Annotated in this window: 16 protein-coding genes; 8 read left to right on the top strand and 8 right to left on the bottom strand. The window is 64.9% G+C overall.

Annotation, left to right across the window (positions count from 1 at the left end; all coding sequences use genetic code 11):
- Window positions 1–131: 131 nt before the first annotated feature.
- Both ACTIFF_RS12045 and ACTIFF_RS12040 read left to right on the top strand, forming a co-directional pair.
- On the top strand, window positions 132–1,955 hold the full coding sequence (locus ACTIFF_RS12045; RefSeq protein ID WP_439537043.1) for a DUF1800 domain-containing protein: 1,824 nt from the start codon (window positions 132–134) through the stop codon (window positions 1,953–1,955).
- Window positions 1,956–1,995: 40 nt separating this feature from the next.
- Window positions 1,996–3,192: a DUF1501 domain-containing protein gene (locus ACTIFF_RS12040; RefSeq protein WP_439537042.1), complete on the top strand. Its 1,197-nt coding sequence runs from the start codon at window positions 1,996–1,998 to the stop codon at window positions 3,190–3,192.
- Window positions 3,193–3,318: 126 nt separating this feature from the next.
- Here ACTIFF_RS12040 and ACTIFF_RS12035 read toward each other — a convergent pair whose 3' ends face one another.
- Complete coding sequence (locus ACTIFF_RS12035; RefSeq protein WP_439537041.1) at window positions 3,319–4,548, bottom strand: PEP-CTERM sorting domain-containing protein; 1,230 nt, start codon at window positions 4,546–4,548, stop codon at window positions 3,319–3,321.
- A 613-nt stretch (window positions 4,549–5,161) separates the two neighbouring features.
- Here ACTIFF_RS12035 and ACTIFF_RS12030 point away from each other — a divergent pair.
- Entirely contained in the window at window positions 5,162–6,316 is a 1,155-nt protein-coding gene (locus ACTIFF_RS12030) for a DUF7832 domain-containing protein (protein WP_439537040.1), read from the top strand.
- 87 nt (window positions 6,317–6,403) lie between these two features.
- Here ACTIFF_RS12030 and ACTIFF_RS12025 read toward each other — a convergent pair whose 3' ends face one another.
- Entirely contained in the window at window positions 6,404–7,393 is a 990-nt protein-coding gene (locus ACTIFF_RS12025; RefSeq protein WP_439537039.1) for an Ig-like domain-containing protein, read from the bottom strand.
- Window positions 7,394–7,544: 151 nt separating this feature from the next.
- Complete coding sequence (locus tag ACTIFF_RS12020) at window positions 7,545–8,102, bottom strand: cold shock domain-containing protein (protein WP_439537038.1); 558 nt, start codon at window positions 8,100–8,102, stop codon at window positions 7,545–7,547.
- Window positions 8,103–8,390: 288 nt separating this feature from the next.
- Here ACTIFF_RS12020 and ACTIFF_RS12015 point away from each other — a divergent pair, with 288 nt between their 5' ends.
- Entirely contained in the window at window positions 8,391–9,176 is a 786-nt protein-coding gene (locus ACTIFF_RS12015; RefSeq protein WP_439537037.1) for a hypothetical protein, read from the top strand.
- A 22-nt stretch (window positions 9,177–9,198) separates the two neighbouring features.
- The gene (locus ACTIFF_RS12010) at window positions 9,199–9,876 is read left to right on the top strand and encodes a glycine-rich domain-containing protein (RefSeq protein WP_439537036.1); all 678 of its coding nucleotides are present in this window, start codon (window positions 9,199–9,201) and stop codon (window positions 9,874–9,876) included.
- Window positions 9,877–9,966: 90 nt separating this feature from the next.
- On the opposite strand, the gene ACTIFF_RS12005 is transcribed toward ACTIFF_RS12010, so the two are convergent.
- Complete coding sequence (locus ACTIFF_RS12005) at window positions 9,967–10,395, bottom strand: helix-turn-helix domain-containing protein (RefSeq protein ID WP_439537035.1); 429 nt, start codon at window positions 10,393–10,395, stop codon at window positions 9,967–9,969.
- 82 nt (window positions 10,396–10,477) lie between these two features.
- Here ACTIFF_RS12005 and ACTIFF_RS12000 point away from each other — a divergent pair, with 82 nt between their 5' ends.
- From ACTIFF_RS12000 to ACTIFF_RS11990, 3 genes are read left to right on the top strand one after another with little or no spacing between them, the layout of a single operon-like run.
- The gene (locus ACTIFF_RS12000) at window positions 10,478–10,972 is read left to right on the top strand and encodes a DUF2938 domain-containing protein (protein WP_439537034.1); all 495 of its coding nucleotides are present in this window, start codon (window positions 10,478–10,480) and stop codon (window positions 10,970–10,972) included.
- A 43-nt stretch (window positions 10,973–11,015) separates the two neighbouring features.
- On the top strand, window positions 11,016–11,585 hold the full coding sequence (locus ACTIFF_RS11995; RefSeq protein ID WP_439537033.1) for a flavodoxin family protein: 570 nt from the start codon (window positions 11,016–11,018) through the stop codon (window positions 11,583–11,585).
- 25 nt (window positions 11,586–11,610) lie between these two features.
- On the top strand, window positions 11,611–11,841 hold the full coding sequence (locus ACTIFF_RS11990; RefSeq protein WP_439537032.1) for a DUF2798 domain-containing protein: 231 nt from the start codon (window positions 11,611–11,613) through the stop codon (window positions 11,839–11,841).
- 315 nt (window positions 11,842–12,156) lie between these two features.
- Here ACTIFF_RS11990 and cynS read toward each other — a convergent pair whose 3' ends face one another.
- From cynS to ACTIFF_RS11970, 4 genes are read right to left on the bottom strand one after another with little or no spacing between them, the layout of a single operon-like run.
- Entirely contained in the window at window positions 12,157–12,600 is a 444-nt protein-coding gene (cynS, locus tag ACTIFF_RS11985; protein ID WP_069037789.1) for a cyanase, read from the bottom strand.
- Between the two features lie 31 nt (window positions 12,601–12,631).
- Window positions 12,632–13,495, bottom strand: coding sequence for an ABC transporter ATP-binding protein (locus ACTIFF_RS11980; protein WP_439537031.1), 864 nt, complete (start codon window positions 13,493–13,495; stop codon window positions 12,632–12,634).
- 16 nt (window positions 13,496–13,511) lie between these two features.
- Window positions 13,512–14,363: a nitrate ABC transporter permease gene (gene ntrB / locus ACTIFF_RS11975; RefSeq protein WP_439537030.1), complete on the bottom strand. Its 852-nt coding sequence runs from the start codon at window positions 14,361–14,363 to the stop codon at window positions 13,512–13,514.
- Entirely contained in the window at window positions 14,360–15,721 is a 1,362-nt protein-coding gene (locus ACTIFF_RS11970; RefSeq protein WP_439537029.1) for a CmpA/NrtA family ABC transporter substrate-binding protein, read from the bottom strand. The genes ntrB and ACTIFF_RS11970 overlap by 4 nt, the downstream gene beginning before the upstream one ends.
- Between the last annotated feature and the right edge of the window lie 12 nt (window positions 15,722–15,733).

Here is a 15,733-nt window from a genome sequence, read left to right as displayed (position 1 = left end):
TGCCCGGCGCGCGGCAGGGCAAGGCAGCAAGATTCCAGAAAATCCCGAGTTACATCGGAAAGAATGGCTCTGGAAATGCGAAGTGGGGCAGGAATAGCCTGAGCGCCGTCCTGTTCCGGAAGCGATCCGCAATGTCCCGATTCCCCCTGACCGCGCTCGTTGCCTTCGCGATCGTTCTGTTCAGCACCCTGTCGTCGGCCGCATCGCCGTTTGCCGGCGATCTGGCCCCGATCGGCCCGTCCGACTGGAACAGGGCGCGCGCCGCGCATCTGCTCGAACGTGCCGGCTTCGGTGGCACGCCAGACGACATCGACGCATTCGCCCGCCTGACGCCCGCCGAAGCGGTGCGCCGCCTCGTGTACTTCGAAGGCGCGCCCGCTGCCGAACTGCCGCCGTTCGATCACTCCGGCGTATTCGAAGAGGGGCTGGACCCCTTCCCGGCCAGCCGGCCGGCCACCACCGATGCTGCCCGCGACAAAGGCGAGGTGATTGGCGTCCGCGTGAAGGACGGCGGCAACCGTCGCATGCAGCCGGTGGTGAACAAGTTCTTCTACTGGCTGCGCGCCAGCAAGCTCGAAACCGACCGCGTCGCCTACTGGTGGGCGAACCGTATGCTCACGTCGCCGCGCCCGCTGCAGGAAAGGATGGCGCTGTTCTGGCACGGCCACTTCGCCACCAATGAAGACAAGGTGCGCGACTACCGCAAGATGCTGAACCAGCTGGAACTGTTCCAGCGCCAGGGGCTGGGCAACTTCCGCACATTGCTGATCGGCGTCGCGCAGGACCCGGCCATGCTGGCCTTCCTCGACGCCGGCGTGAACGTGAAGGGCGCACCGAACGAGAACTTCGCCCGCGAAATCATGGAGCTGTTCACCATGGGTGTCGGGCACTACAGCGAGCACGACATCCGCGAAGCGGCCCGTGCCTTCACCGGCTGGAACTTCGAGGGCGTGGCCTTCCACATCGACGCCGCCAAGCACGACGACGCAAGCAAGGAGGTGCTGGGCCGGCGTGGCAACTTCGACGGCGTGCAGGTGATCGACATCATTCTCGACCAGCCGGTCACGCCGCGCTTTCTGGCAGCGAAGCTGTACCGCCAGTTCGTGCGCGACGATGTCGATCCGGCGCTGGCCGACGAACTGGGCCGGCGTCTCAAAGCGGTCAACTATGACATCGCGGCCTTCCTCGAAATGCTGCTGATGTCGCGCGACTTCCATGCGCCCGAGTCGGTGGCGACGCGCATCAAGGGACCGGTCGAACTGGTGGTGTCCACCTATCGCAAGCTTGGCCTGACTCAAGTGCCCGGCGTACCCGACTTCAACGAAACCACGGCCGCGCTCGGCCAGCGCCTGATGCATCCGCCGACCGTGGCCGGCTGGCCCCAGGGGCGCAGCTGGATCACGCCGGGTCTGCTGTTGGAGCGCGGCAACTTTGCACTCGATGTGGCGCTGCCGGACATCAATTACATTCCCGGCGACCGCTATCCGGCCGCGCAGGCCGGCTATGAAATCCGCTACGTGCATGAACGCATCCGCAGCGGCCTCGACCTGACCACCGCCACCAAACCGGGCGGTGCCGACGGCGGCATGGAAATGATGGCGATGTCCACCCTCAGCGGCGACCGCGACGAAGACTTCAATACGCGCTACGGCAGCTATCGCGGCTGGCAGATGGCGGTCGAGCGGGTCAAGCCGATTTCGCGCACGGTGGCCCGGCTGGATCTGACCGGCATGGTGCTGAACGCCGGCTGCAGCACGCCGGAAGAGGTGGTCACCTATCTGGAACGCCGCTTCCTGTCGGTGCAGCTCGACGCGGCGACGCGACACAAGCTGTCAGCCTTCCTGGAACAGGAACTGGGCACGCGTGACATGAAGGCCACCGCCACCTACGCCGAAGATTCGCTGCGCCTGCTGCTGCATGTGCTGCTGAGCCGGCCCGAATATCAACTCGGCTGAGCCGAGCGCACCCACGCCCCGCGCTGCAGGAGTCCGCACCATGACCACAGACCATAACCGCCGCCGCATCCTGAAGGCGTCCGCCGGGTTGATGATGTCCGGCGTCTTCGGCACCATCGCGCGCGCTGCCGCGGCGGCCGAAGCCGAAGACCGCATCCTGGTGGTGTTCGAAATGTCCGGCGGCAACGACGGCCTGAACACCGTCGTGCCTTACGCCGACGACCGTTACTATCGCTTGCGGCCGACCATCGGCATCCGCCCGGCCAAGGCGCGCAAGCTCGACGACCGCTTCGGCCTCAACCCGGGCATGGCCGGTTTCGAACGGCTGTGGAAGGACGGCCGGCTTGCCATCGTGCATGGTTGCGGCTATGACAATCCGTCGTTCTCGCACTTCACGTCGATGGCCTACCTGCACACGGCAACGCCGAACAGCGGCGACGACTACGGCTGGGTCGGCCGGCTGGCCGACGCCATGTCGCCCGCAGCGGTGCCGAACTACCTGCTCAACATCGACACCTCGCAGTCGCTCGCGGTGCGCAGCCGCGTGCATACGCCGGTGGTGTTCGACGAGCCGGACCGCTTCGTGCGCAGCGCCTTCCACCAGGCGCGCGCGCTGCTCGACGACGTGAGCGTGGCGAGTGCGGACAACCCGTCGCGCCGCTTCCTCGAACAGGTGGCGGTCAGCGCGCGCGAATCGTCCCTGGCGGTGCGCGACGCGTGGTCGAAGTACAAGACCCCGCAGGACTACGGCATCCTCCCGCTCGGCCTGCCGAAGGTGGCCGCCTGCATTGCGGCCGGCTTGCCGACGCGTCTGTACTACGTCGGCTATCGCAACAACGCGTTCGATACCCACGTGCAGCAGTCCGACCTGCATCAGCGTCTGCTCACCTACACCTCAGATTCGATCCACGGCTTCCTGCGCGACATGGAACGCATCGGTCAGGCCGACCGCGTCAGTCTGCTGATCTTTTCCGAGTTCGGGCGCCGGGTACCGGAGAACACCAGTCTGGGCACCGACCACGGCACCGCCAACGTCATGTTCTTCGCCGGCAGGCAGGTCAAGGGCGGCCACTACGGCACGCCATCCGATCTGGGCGCGCTGGACGCAGGCGACAATCTTGTCCACACCACCGACTTCCGCTCGGTGTACGCCAGCGCCATCGACGGCTGGCTCAAGGTCGGCGCCGCCGACACGATACTCAAGGGCCGCTTCGCACCACTGCCGGTGTTCGGCTGAAGCGCGGGAGGGGCCCCTGTGGGAGCGGCGGCCTCGCCGCGATGCGCACGTTGCAATGCGATCATCGCGGCACTGATCGCGGCGAGGCCGCCGCTCCCACAGAAACTGCGTCACCAGTGCTGCGACTCAGTGATGCGTTTCTGTCCGGCGCCGGCGACCCGCGCAGCCGGCCAAGACTGCCAGACCCGCCAGCATCATCGCCCAGGTGCCGGGTTCGGGCACCGGCGTGAGCGAGGTGGCCGCGAACTTGAGACCGCCGAGGCGCTCGGCCACGAAGATTTCCGCGCTGTCGGGGCCGCTGGTGTTGATCGTGAACGTCAGCTCGCCGGTCCTGCCGGCAAAGCTGGAAATGTCGATGTTGAGCAGGTTGATTTCGTCGGTCAGGTAGTCATCGCCGCGAAAGCTGGCCAGCGTCTGCCCGTCGAACGCCACGTCCAGCACGGCACCGACATTGTTCTGCGTGAATGCAAGCGGCACGTCCATGGTCGGGGCGTCGGGCAGCGTCGCGGTATAGACCAGAACGCCGGGCGACGCCGTATGGACCGAAATGCCCTCGAATATCACCTCGCCCCGGATACCCGTCCCGCCATTGCGGCTTCTCCAGAACAGTTTGCGTTCGGTAGGCGTTGCGTGCTCCCACTTCTCCTGCTGGTGCTGGAGGATCGCGCGCTTCACCGCGTTGTATATGCTGAAGTCGGTGGCATTGACGTTGTCGAGCCAGCCCAGAAACCGGTCGAATGCGCTGTCGACCCGGTAATTGACGCTGTATTCGCTCTTCAGCGCCATCGTGCCGGTCAGGCTGCCCCGGATCTGCGACACGGCGATCGGACTGAGCGGTCCGTAGCCATACTTTGGCAACAGCGTGGCTTCGGACGAGTCCGTGAACACGATGGTACGGCTGGCATCTTCTGAAAAGTCCATCCGGATACTCGACAGATACGGTTGCGTCTTCGTCTGGGTGAATATTTCGGCGCCGCCGGTGGCCCCCAGATCGGATTGCAGCACCACGGTGCCGGCCTGGGCGCTGTAGACCAGCGGGGCCGGGGGAGCGGTTGCGCTGATTTCAGCAAACAGTGCGACACGTTCGATATTGGGCGGCGCCGCGGCCAGCTCGCCGCGCACACCGAGCGACAGGACTTTCATCGTCAGCGATGACGACAGATACCGGGCAAAGGCGTTTTCTTCGGCGATGGAGACCGAAATCAATTCCTGCCCCGGCTGAAAGTTGATCGCGTTGACGAGGCTGTAGACGCCGTTGACGCTGATGTCGATCGATGTTGCCGCACGGGCGCTGCCGCTGACGGCCAGCATGGCCACGGCCAGCATGCCCAGTTTGAGGTGTGTTCGAGTTTTCATGGATCACCAGGTGCCGTTGAGAAGACGGATGAAACGTGCGCGGCATGCCCCGCCGGCACGGCGCGCTGCAGGGTATGCAAACAAGGAGCGAGGGCTCGTGTGGACGTCGGGACATCGCGAGTGGGAGAACGGAGGCCTCTGAGGCAGCCCATGGACTGCTTCGACGCCGCGGGGAGAACTGCGCCGCCGTGGTCGCAGCGACCGGGGGCGGCAAAGGGAGCAGGATCAGGGCATGGTTTTCGCGCGTCCTGAGGGGCTGACCCGCCGACGGCTCGGCATGAGGGACGGCACGCCACCTGCCATCGCTGCACTCAGCTCACGCGTCGTCATGGTGTACCCGGTTGAATGTGTAGACGGCCGGCTGCGAGCTAGCAAGAAGTACGCCCCACCTCGGGATTGACGAATAACGGCATTGAATCAAGGGCGTGTTGCGGGAGGGCACTGTCCGTCCGAGCCGCGCTGTAAAGAACGCCGACACCTGGCGCTGTCGTGTCCTGCAGTCTCCACCCGCCCTGCCCACCGCACCCGCCCGGCGCGTGTGATCACTTTTCGCTAAAGTGGCTTTCACACCGTTTATGCCTTCTCACTTCTCGCGCATGAGGACGCCCGGAAGATGGTCTCAAACCGCTACGACGATGCAGAATCCTATCTGCTCAACTTCGAAACCGAACTTCCGGATCCCGACGAGGCAAGCGCCACGCATATCGGTTTCTATCTTGCGTGGGCGCTCAACAACGATCTGGCGGCTGCGACGTTCGATGCGTATAGGGCGCCTGTCGGCCAGCGCACGCTGAGCGGCTGCGCGCTGCTGTGGCAGCAGTGCGACGGCAAGCTCACGACGCAAGACCTGAACGAACGCGGCAACGCCTTCACGCAGGCGTATTACGCGCAGCGCTACGTCGACGATTACCGCCAGGTGTTCGCCATCGACACGCTCGAAGATGACGCCTTCTGCAAGGTGCCCAACACCTGGGCCAATTACGACCGGATCGCCGCACGGCTCGACGAGCGCTACCGCGCCTGGCAGGCGCAGCGGGCGCTGCCGGGCAAGCAGGCGCTGATGCAGCGCCTCGAAGCGGCCTTGCTGCCGCTGCTCGAACAGAACGGCTTCGAGCGCTATCCGTATGAGTTTTCGCAGCGCGATTACGAAATCAGCGTGTTCAGGCAGCAGGGCGCGTGGGGCGATCACACGATACGGCTGCGCGCCATTGACGACCGCCCGAACGCTTACGGCATTCATATGGAAGGCAGCAGCCGGCTCACCGTGCTGGCGCAGGCGGTCTATGAAGATGCCGTACTCGACGGTGCGCGCGTGTCGCGGGAGCTCGCGGGCACTTCGTTCTATCCATTGGAGTGCTGGCTGGGTGACTGGCCGGTGCCGCTGCAGCCGCTGCCGGCACAGCATCTGTCCGGGTTCATTCCGCTGACCGATGCGGTGCAGATCGAACCGGTGATCCGGTGGCTCGAGCGCGCCATGAAGGCCCGCCTGCTGCCGTTGCTGCGTGCCGTCGAGTCACTGGCCGGCTATGAAGCCTTGTACTGCACGACGCCGCTCAGCGCGTCACGCCTGTACACCCATCCGCTGCACCCCACGCTGCTGCTGTGCGCCGAACTGACCGGCAACCCGCGCCTGATCGAGATGTGCGACGAAATCGAACAGGCGCTGCGCGCCGATCCGCAGACTACGCGCTGGCCTGCCTACGCCATCGAAGACATGCGGCGTCACGTCCGCAGGGTGCGCGCGCGGGCCGCGCGGCGGCACGGCTGAACGTTGCCCGGCGGGAGGCCAGGCATTCATCGACCCGCGACGGCCGCCGGAGGGGCGCGGCCGCTGCGCTCAGCCTGTGCAGCGCGCTCAGGTCGCCGCGCGGCGCCGACCGGCGTATCCGACAGCAGCCAGTCCGGCCAGCATCATGGCCCAGGTGCCCGGTTCGGGGACTGCCACCACATTGATATTGACCCGCGCCGAGCTCGAGCGGCCGAGTTCGTCGATCGAGAAGTACTGGAAGGTCGCCAGACCGGTAAAGCCCGGGTCGGCGAGGTAGCGGAAGCTGCCATTGGTGATGACGCTGTCCAGCGTACCGCTGCTCGGATCGAAGAAACTCGACACCATGACGTCGCCGATGCCGCCGCGATCGTTTGCCAGCAGGCCGGGCGCAAGGATGTCGAGCGTGCCGCCGCTGAGCACCGTGAAGGTGTCGTCGAACGCCACCGGAATCGACGCGGCGGTATCGATGAACACGGTGGCGCTGGCGTTGCGGCCGAGCTCGTCCACGCTGCTGTAAGTGAAGCTCGCTACACCGGCGAAGCCGTACTCAGGGGTGTATCTGAAGCTGCCGTTGGTCACCACGTTGTTCAGCGTGCCCGAGGTCGGGTCGAAGTAGCTGGACACGATGACCTCGCCGATGCCGCCGCGGTCATTGGCCAGCAGACCCGGCGCCGACACGTCGAGGGTCAGGTCGCTCAGGGTGTAATAGTCGTCGCGTGCCTGGGGCAGCGTCGTGCTGGCATCGATCGTGACCGTGGCGCTCGATGCGCGGTTGTACTCGTCGAGGATGGCGTAGCTGAACGTCGTCGTGCCGGCAAAGCCCCGCTCGGGCGTGTACAGGAAGGCGCCGTTGGTGACCACGTTGTTCAGCGTGCCCGACCCCGGATCGAAGAAGCTGCTGACGATCACGCCGGTGCCGCTGTCGTTCGCCAGAATGCCAGGCGCCGAAATGCTGAGCGTGAGGCCGGTCAGTTCAAACAGGTCGTCGCGTGCCACCGGTTCAGGCGGCAGCGTGACGGCGAAGGCATTGAAGGTGCTGCACGCGAGCAGGCTCGCAAGGACGGTGGTCGCTTTCATCAGTGGGCTCCCGATGGCGGAAGAGATCGACGTGATCTCTACGAATCCCGATCATCGTTGGCAGCCATGCGGCCAGCAAGCCGGGCATGACGGGCGGCGTGAGCGATTTCGCATCGCCGGAAGGACAATGGTTCGCGTGACGGACTTCGGCTCAGAAAGCCGAGCACTGCTGCTCGCACGGCACGCCATCGTTATCACCGTCCATCTTCGTGTCTGGACAGTTCTTGTTGAAGAAGGTCGCCTCGTCGCAGGACGTCATCTCACTGCAATGCTGGCGGCCGTCGCAGCGGAAGTTTGCGTTCGCTGACGAGCCGGAATTGACTGGTGCAGTTCCGTTAATGCGTTGCACGAGGTGCGCGTCGATCTGGCCATAGATCAGGTAGCCACCAAGCCCGACTATCGCGATCAGCGACAGATAGCCGAACAGCCCGGTGCCTTGACGTTCCGTGCTGCGCGATGCCGATGGCCGACGCGTCTCGTACGCCGGGGACGCAACGCGGCCCGGGCGCTCGACGGACGCCGCGCGCTTGCGGCCCTGCGCGTCGGTCTGCACCTCGAACAGCAGGGTTTCTCCATTCATCGGCCGGCGCCCGTCGCGCGGGAGGGCGGAAATATGCACGAACACTTCGTCGCCGCCGTGGGTCGGTTCGATGAAGCCGAACCCCCGGTCGTCATTCCACTTCGCGAGCTTGCCTTCGATTCGTGCCATAACGATCCGCCGGGTTTCCGTGCGCCGCTGAATGCATGAGATCGGAATTATGCTTCACGGATCGGTCTCTGCACCTGAGCCGTTCTGCCAGCGGGCGATCCGCTCGGCTGCTCCGGCAGCGATTGCAGTCCGAATGCGCAAACATGCCTGCAAATCGTTTGAACCCCGAGGTCCGCCGCCGTTACCATTCCACGCGGCAGCCGCGCACGTCAGCATTGCGCGCTAAGAAAGAACGATGAACCGAAGTCCCGCCTTGGCAGATTGAAGGCGCAATTTCCCGAGGTTTTCATGAATAAAACTGCGTCGACCGAAGTGGTGGCTTTGCGCGACAAGCGTCAGAAGCTGTTCAGCCTCTCCCTGCTGTTCATTGTCGGGTTTCTCATTCTTCTGCTGGCGCACTTCGTACCCGATTCGTTCGTCCAGAAAGTACTCACGTCGGTCGGCAGTGTGACGCTGGCGTTCGGGCTCACGTCCGTCATTACCCAGGTTTTTTCGCCGGCGCCCTTCGAGGGGGTGCTGCGCATGATCAATGAACTGCTGGTCGTGCCCTGGCGTTCCAAGGAAGAGGAGCTGATGCCGCTGCGGAAGAAGTTCTACGGCTATCTGCTGACCGTGCGGGACGGCAAGTCGATCTGGGTGTATCGGGATTTCGATTTCGGAAACCTGGAGTTGCCGGGTTACCTGCACGCGGCCTTTCAATACAGGACCAGCGCGGGCCGGACGATGAAATACAAGTACTACGGATTTCCGGTCCAGTCGCGGCTGCTGTTGATCGGTCGCAACGTCGACACCAGCAATGAGCCGGCGGTGATTCAGGTGGTGCCGCACTGCGGCCAGAGCGGCATCTATGCCGGCCTGGCGTTTTTCGAGGTGCTTTCGGGTGCGCAGATCGTGTCGCCCACCATCATCTCGGCGGAAAGGCTGGTCGATTCCGAAGTGTTCGGGGAACTGGACGAAAACCAGAGCGCCACCCTCAACACGTTGTGGAATACCAACTTCAAAAGCACCTTCCACCTTCCGCCGGGCAGTGAGCATCTGCTGCCGGGACATGGCGTCGTGCCGAAGGCAGGCTGAAGCGGAGCGATCGAACCGGTCCATGCATCCACTGCTCGTCGTCCTCGCCATCGCCGCCGTGGGGGTGGCGCTGGTGTTTCACCTGCGCTATGTCGCGCTGCGCCGCGAAGCGCATATCCGCCATGCCGAACTGCCCAAGGGCCTGTTCGAAAAGCTGCGTGCGCGTCACCCGCAACTGTCGCTGAAGGACTGTCAGCTCGTGGCGAACGGACTGCGTCAGTTCTTCCTGGCGCACCTGAAGAGCGGCCGCAAATTCGTGGCCATGCCCAGTCAGGTGGTGGATGACCTGTGGCACGAATTCATTCTGTGCACGAAGAATTACGACAGCTTCTGCCGCCAGGGCTTCGGCCGCTTCCTGCACCACACGCCGGCGGTGGTGCTGACCGACGACCGGCTGAAGAACGCAGGCCTGCGCCGCTGCTGGTGGTTCGCCTGCCGCGAAGAGCACATCGACCCGCGCGCACCGAGCCGTCTGCCGCTGCTGTTCGCGCTGGACGCCAAGCTGAACATCGCCGGCGGGTTCAGTTACCTGCCGGATTGCGGCGGCGTGCGGCGCGCCGGCGCAGACAGCGGCGGCGGCACGCCCTACTGCGGCAGCGACTTCTGCAGCGACGGCGTCGACGGCAGCACCGATGGCTTCGGCGACGGTGGATCGGACGGGGGCGGTGACGGCGGTGGTTGCGGCGGAGGAGGCGACTGAGGAGGGAATCGGGTGCTCAGGGTCTGCCCGCCGTTGTCTTGTGATGACACGACCCGCCACCGTTTGTTTGTCTGAAGAGAGCGGCAAGGCTTACGCGCCTCCGCGGGGAGCGAGCCGCCGCTGTCTGTTCTCCAGTGCACCGGCGGACGCGGCCTTCAGCAGCCGCTGGAATGAAGGGCACTCGGCATGGCTCGTCGCGGGGCAGGCCGCAGCGTGCCGCAGCCCCTCGATCATGGCCTTCAGACGCCTGACCATGCGTTCGAGCTCATCGGCCTTGGAAGAGAGCAGGGCGCGGTCGATGTTCGGCTCGCCGCCGGGCGTGAACATCACCCGGATCTCGTCCAGCGAGAATCCGGCCGCCTGCCCCAGTGCGATGAGCGCGAGCTGGTCGAGCACCGCCGGCGAGAACTTGCGTCGGGCGCCATCGCGCTCCAGCGAGCGGATGAGGCCCTTGCGTTCGTAGTAGCGCAGCGCCGATGCGGCCACGCCCGATTTCCGGGCGACTTCCGAAATGTCCATGAAACCCCTTGACTTAAAGTTGACTTCAACTTTTATCATGGGTTTGACACGTTCGGATGTCAATGAAATCAAGGAGTCTTCGATGCTTTCCTCCCATGTCATCGGCCACATCGCAGTCGTCGGAATCGGCGCTACCGCAGTGATGGATGCCTGGCTGCTGCTGCTCGCGCGCCTGGGTGTCCCGACCACCGGCTTCGCCCTCGTCGGCCGCTGGGTCGGCCACCTTCCGCGTGGCCGCTTTGCGCACGCAGCGATCTCGAAAGCCGAGCCGGTCAAGTTCGAACTCGGTCTGGGCTGGCTGACCCACTACCTCATCGGCATTGCCTACGCAGGGTTGCTGATCGCCGTGCAGGGCGCTGCCTGGCTCGACCAGCCGACCTGGCTGCCGGCCCTGATCGTCGGCATCGTCACGGTGGCTGCGCCCTGGTTCGTGATGCAGCCGGCAATGGGCGCGGGCTTCGCCGCGACGAAGACGCCGACACCGCTGAAGAACGGCCTGCGCACCGTGGCGAATCACGCCGTGTTCGGCAGCGGCCTTTACCTGGCGGCCGCCGCGCTCGCCCGGCTCACACACTGACCCGCCATGCGGGCGTACTGAAAACCCCGAAGGAATTCATCTCATGAATAGACTCGCCATCATTCATCACAGCGCCCACGGGCACACCGAGTACATCGCGCGCCAGGTGCTCGCCGGCAGCTGCGAGGTCGAAGGCGTCGAAGCCTGCCTGGTCAAGGCCGAAGACGCCGCCCGCACACCTGACGAGCTCGCCGGATATGACGGATTCATCCTGGGCTCGCCGACCTACCTCGGCGGCGTTTCCGCGCCATTCAAGTCCTTCATGGATGCCACCGGTCGTCTGTGGCGCACCCAGCAGCTCAAGGGCAAGCTCGCCGCGGGGTTCACGGTGTCGTCGCTGCCGGCCGGCGACAAGCAATCGACGCTGCTGTCCCTGTTCGTCTTCTGCATGCAGCACGGCATGATCTGGGTCGGCAACCCCATCCTCCCCGAACAGCACAGCGGCGTGCCGTACGACGAGGCCGCGAATCGACTCGGTTCGTGGTCGGGCCTGATGGCTCAGGCCGATCACTCGGCGCCGGCCGACGCTTTCGTGCCGGGCGACATCAAGACCGCGCGCATGTTCGGCCGGCACGTCGCCGAAAGCCTGAACCGCCTGATGGCCAGCGCCTGAACTCAACCCTGTCTGGAGAACTTCCATGCTGCCCCGGAAATATGCACCCGTGCTCTTCGGCCTGATCCTGTCGGGTCTGATGTCCCTGCTGGTCTCCGGCATTTCGACCTACCGGGCAGTCGGCTTCGGTGAGCGCTATGCCGGCCTGTGGGCCGGCGCCTGGCTTGCGGCGTGGGCCGTCGCCTTCCCGGTGGTGCTGGTTCTGGCACCCCTCGTGCATCGGCTGGTCGCGCGGCTCGTCGACGACGGGCGATGAACATTCGGAATCCAGGGACATTCGCAGTGTTGGCCACAGCGCCCCGCTGTTTTTCGATTCCGCATGTTTCCATTGATCTAAGGTCACGCGCGCGGTGCATGGCCGCCCCCTTCGCGACGGGCTGGACCTTCCGAATTCATGATCCGACCGGCCCCCGGACTTAACGGTAAGGACCGGGGCTTCGGTTGCATCACCTGGACGGTTAACCAGATTCACGATGCGCCAGACGAATAAAAGCCGCATGCTCTCCCGGGTCACGCGGCCTCAATATGACCAGCGCCTGAGGCGCCGGTCAAGCACTTCGCATCAGTGCCTTCAATACGTCTTGTACGGCAAAAACTTCCCGCTCATCGTAATGCTCACCCGATCCCCCGCCGGGTTCGCTTCTCGCGCCAGATCCATCTTGAAGTCGATGGCGCTCATGATGCCGTCGCCGAATTCTTCGTGGATGAGGGCCTTGAAGGTGGTGCCGTACACGCTGATCAGTTCGTAGAAGCGGTAGATCAGCGGGTCGGTCGGGACGGAGGTGGGCAGCGAGCCCTTGTAGGGCACGACCTGCAGTTGCGTGACGGCGTCGGCCGGCAGGTCGAGCATCTTGCCGATGATGGCGGCCTGTTCGGCGGTGAAGGTCATCTGGCCGAGCAGGCCGGCGGTGACCCATTCCTTGCTGAGGCCGATGGCGCTGGCGATGTCGGCCCACTTCAGGCCTTTGGCAACCTTGGCTTCGACGATGAGGTCGGTGACGTCTTCGCGTTTCATGTGCTTCTCCTTTGGATGGTGTGAGGGTGGGTCAGGCGGCCGCGCGGGCGGGGGCGCCGGGATACACGAGGGGCGGGTTTTTCGGGTCCCAGTCGGCGCCGGGCGCGAAGGCGCGCGAGCGCTTCACGAGGAAGTCGACCAGGTGGTTGCGCAGCGGATAGAACTCGGGCTGCTGGTGCAGGGTTTCGCGGTCGCGCGGCCGGGGCATCGGGTTGACGACGATTTCGGCGATCTTGGCGCGCGGGCCGTTGGTCATCAGCACGATGCGGTCGGCCAGCAGGATGGCTTCGTCCACGTCGTGGGTGATCATGAACACGGTTTGCTTGGTGGCTTCGACGATGCCGATCAGCTCGCTCTGGATGCTGCCGCGGGTGAGCGCGTCGAGCGCGCCGAAGGGTTCGTCGAGCAGCAGCATCTTGGGCTCGATCGAAAACGCCCGCGCGATGCCGACGCGCTGCTTCATGCCGCCGGACAGTTCGGCCGGCTTCTTGTCGAGCGCCTGGCCCAAGTGCACCAGTTCGAGGTATTTCACCGCGTGCTCACGCACCTGTTCGCGCGTCCATTCCGGGTGACGGCTGCGCACGGCGAATTCGACGTTCTTCAGCGCGCTGAGCCAGGGCATCAATGCGTGGCTCTGGAACACCACGCCGCGGTCGAGCGACGGTCCGCGCACTTCGCGGCCGTCCATGATGACGTGGCCGGCGGTGGCTTCATCCAGACCGGCGAGGATGTTCAGGATGGTGGTCTTGCCGCAGCCGGAGTGGCCGAGCACGCACACGAACTGGCCGCGCTCGATGCCGAAATGCACGTCTTCGAACACCGGATCGGGATCCGGCTTGCCGGCCTGCGGAAACTGCCGTTTCAGGCCTTCGATCTTCAGGAAGGGCTGGGTCATCGGGTGTCTCCCATGGTCACTCTCTCCACGAAATGGCGCGCGCGACCCAGGCCAGCAGGTGGTCGAGCAGCATGCCGACCAGCCCGATCAGCAGGATGGCGGTGATGATGTTGGTGATGGAGAGGTTGTTCCACTCGTTCCACACGAAGTAGCCGATGCCGGTACCGCCGACCAGCATTTCGGCCGCGACGATGACCAGCCAGGCGATGCCGATGGAAATGCGCATGCCGGTGAGGATGGTCGGCGCGGCCGCCGGCAGGATCACCAGAAAGGCACGGCGGATCGGCTTTACTTCGAGCGTGCGCGCCACGTTCAGCCACTCGCGGCGGACGGACGCGACGCCGAACGCGGTATTCACCAGCATCGGCCACAGCGAACAGATGAAGATGACGAAGATGGCGGAAATGCCCGAATCCTTGATGGTGTAGAGCGCGAGCGGCATCCAGGCCAGCGGCGAGATCGGCTTGAGGATCTGGATGAAGGGGTCGAGCGCCTTGTAGACAAGCGGCGACATGCCGATCAGGAAGCCGAGCGGAATCGCCACCAGCGCGGCCAGCAGGTAGCCGCCGAGCACGCGGGCGATCGAGTAGCCGATCTGGATGCCGAGGCCCTTGTCGTTGGTGCCGCGGTCGTAAAACGGGTCCAGTACGTGTTCCCAGATCTTGGCTGCCACCTCGCCCGGGCCGGGCATGGCCGACTGCCCGCCGGTCGCCGCCTGCGCACCGAGCAGTGCGGCGTACTCGGGGTCGACTGCCGGCCCGGCGGTTGGCGCCGCCGTGGTCGAAGTCGCGAGGTACCACACGCCGACGAACAGCGCGAAGAACAGCACCGACAGCAGCGGTGCCAGCCAGGGCTTGTTGCGCGTCATGCAGATACTTTCCGGATCTTGAAGCTGTTCAGGTATTCCTCCGGCTTGGCCGGGTCGAATTCCTTCTTCATGACCGAAAACTTCTTGGTCGTGCTGGTCGGCACCGGCAGGCCCACTTCCTTCATCAGTGCGGCCGCGTCGGTGGCGAGGAACACCTCCTTGGCGATCTTCTGGTAGTCGATGTCGCCCTTGATCTGGCCCCAGCGCTTCATCTGGGTCAGTATCCACACGGCGAAGGATTCCCACGGGAAGGGCTCGAAGCCGATGCGGCCCGGTACCTTCTGGATGCCGCCGAGACCGTCGGCGTAGGTGCCGGTGAGCACCTGTTCGACCACAGTGACCGGCTGGTTCAGGTAGTTGGCCGGCGCTATCGCCTCGGCGATCTGCTTGCGGTTGGCCGGGTTGCTGGCCGTGGCGGTGGCGCTGATGACGGCGCGCAGCAGGGCCTTGTAGGTGTTGGGCATGGTGGTCACGAATTCCTTGCTGGCCGCAAAGGCGCAGCACGGGTGACCTTCCCAGATGTCCTTGGTCAGCGTGTGGATGAAGCCCACGCCGTCATACACCGCGCGCTGGTTCACCGGGTCGGGCGCGAGGAAGCCGTCGATGTTGCCGGCGCGCAGGTTGGCCACCATTTCGGGCGGCGGCACCGAGCGGATCTGCACGTCGGCGTCCGGGTCGATGCCGTGCTCGGCCAGGTAGTAGCGCAGCAGGTAGTTGTGCATCGAATAGTCGAAGGGCACGGCGAACTTGAAGCCCTTCCACATCTTCGGGTCGCGCTTGTCCTTGTGCTTCACGGCCAGCGTGATCGCCTGGCCGTTGATGTTCTCGACTGCGGGCATCGTCCAGGGGATGGGGTTGGAGCCGGCGCCGACCGAAATCGCCAGCGGCATCGGCGACAGCATGTGGGCGGCGTCGTATTCCTTCGCCAGCGACTTGTCGCGGATCACCGCCCAGCCGGCGGTCTTCACGACTTCCACGTCGAGGCCCTGCTTCGAGTAGTAACCCAGCGGGTGCGCCATGATGATGGGCGTGGCGCAGGTGATGGGGATGAAGCCCACCTTGAGCTTGGTCTTTTCCAGCGGGCCGGGCGATGCGAAGGCATCCTTCACCGTACCCAGCGGCAGGAAGGTGGAGATCGCCGCCATGGCCGTGCTGGTGCCGACGGCGCGGATGAAGTTGCGGCGCGTTTCGTCGTGCGGGAACAGCGCGCGCATCACCGCGCCTTCGACCACGCGGTCGAGCATGGCTTCTTCCGACAGCAGCTCCGCCTGTTCGTGTTCGGCCTGGCTGTGGTGACGCCCGCACGAACAGCCGCTGAGTTTCACGTTGGCGTCGAACGGGTTTCTGAATGTGCTCATGGACGATCTCCT

The sequence above is a fragment of the Methyloversatilis sp. genome (assembly GCF_051861465.1).
Taxonomy (GTDB): Bacteria; Pseudomonadota; Gammaproteobacteria; order Burkholderiales; family Rhodocyclaceae; genus Methyloversatilis.
The sequence above is the reverse complement of the archived record's forward strand: the minus strand, read 5'-3'. Positions and strand labels throughout refer to the sequence as shown.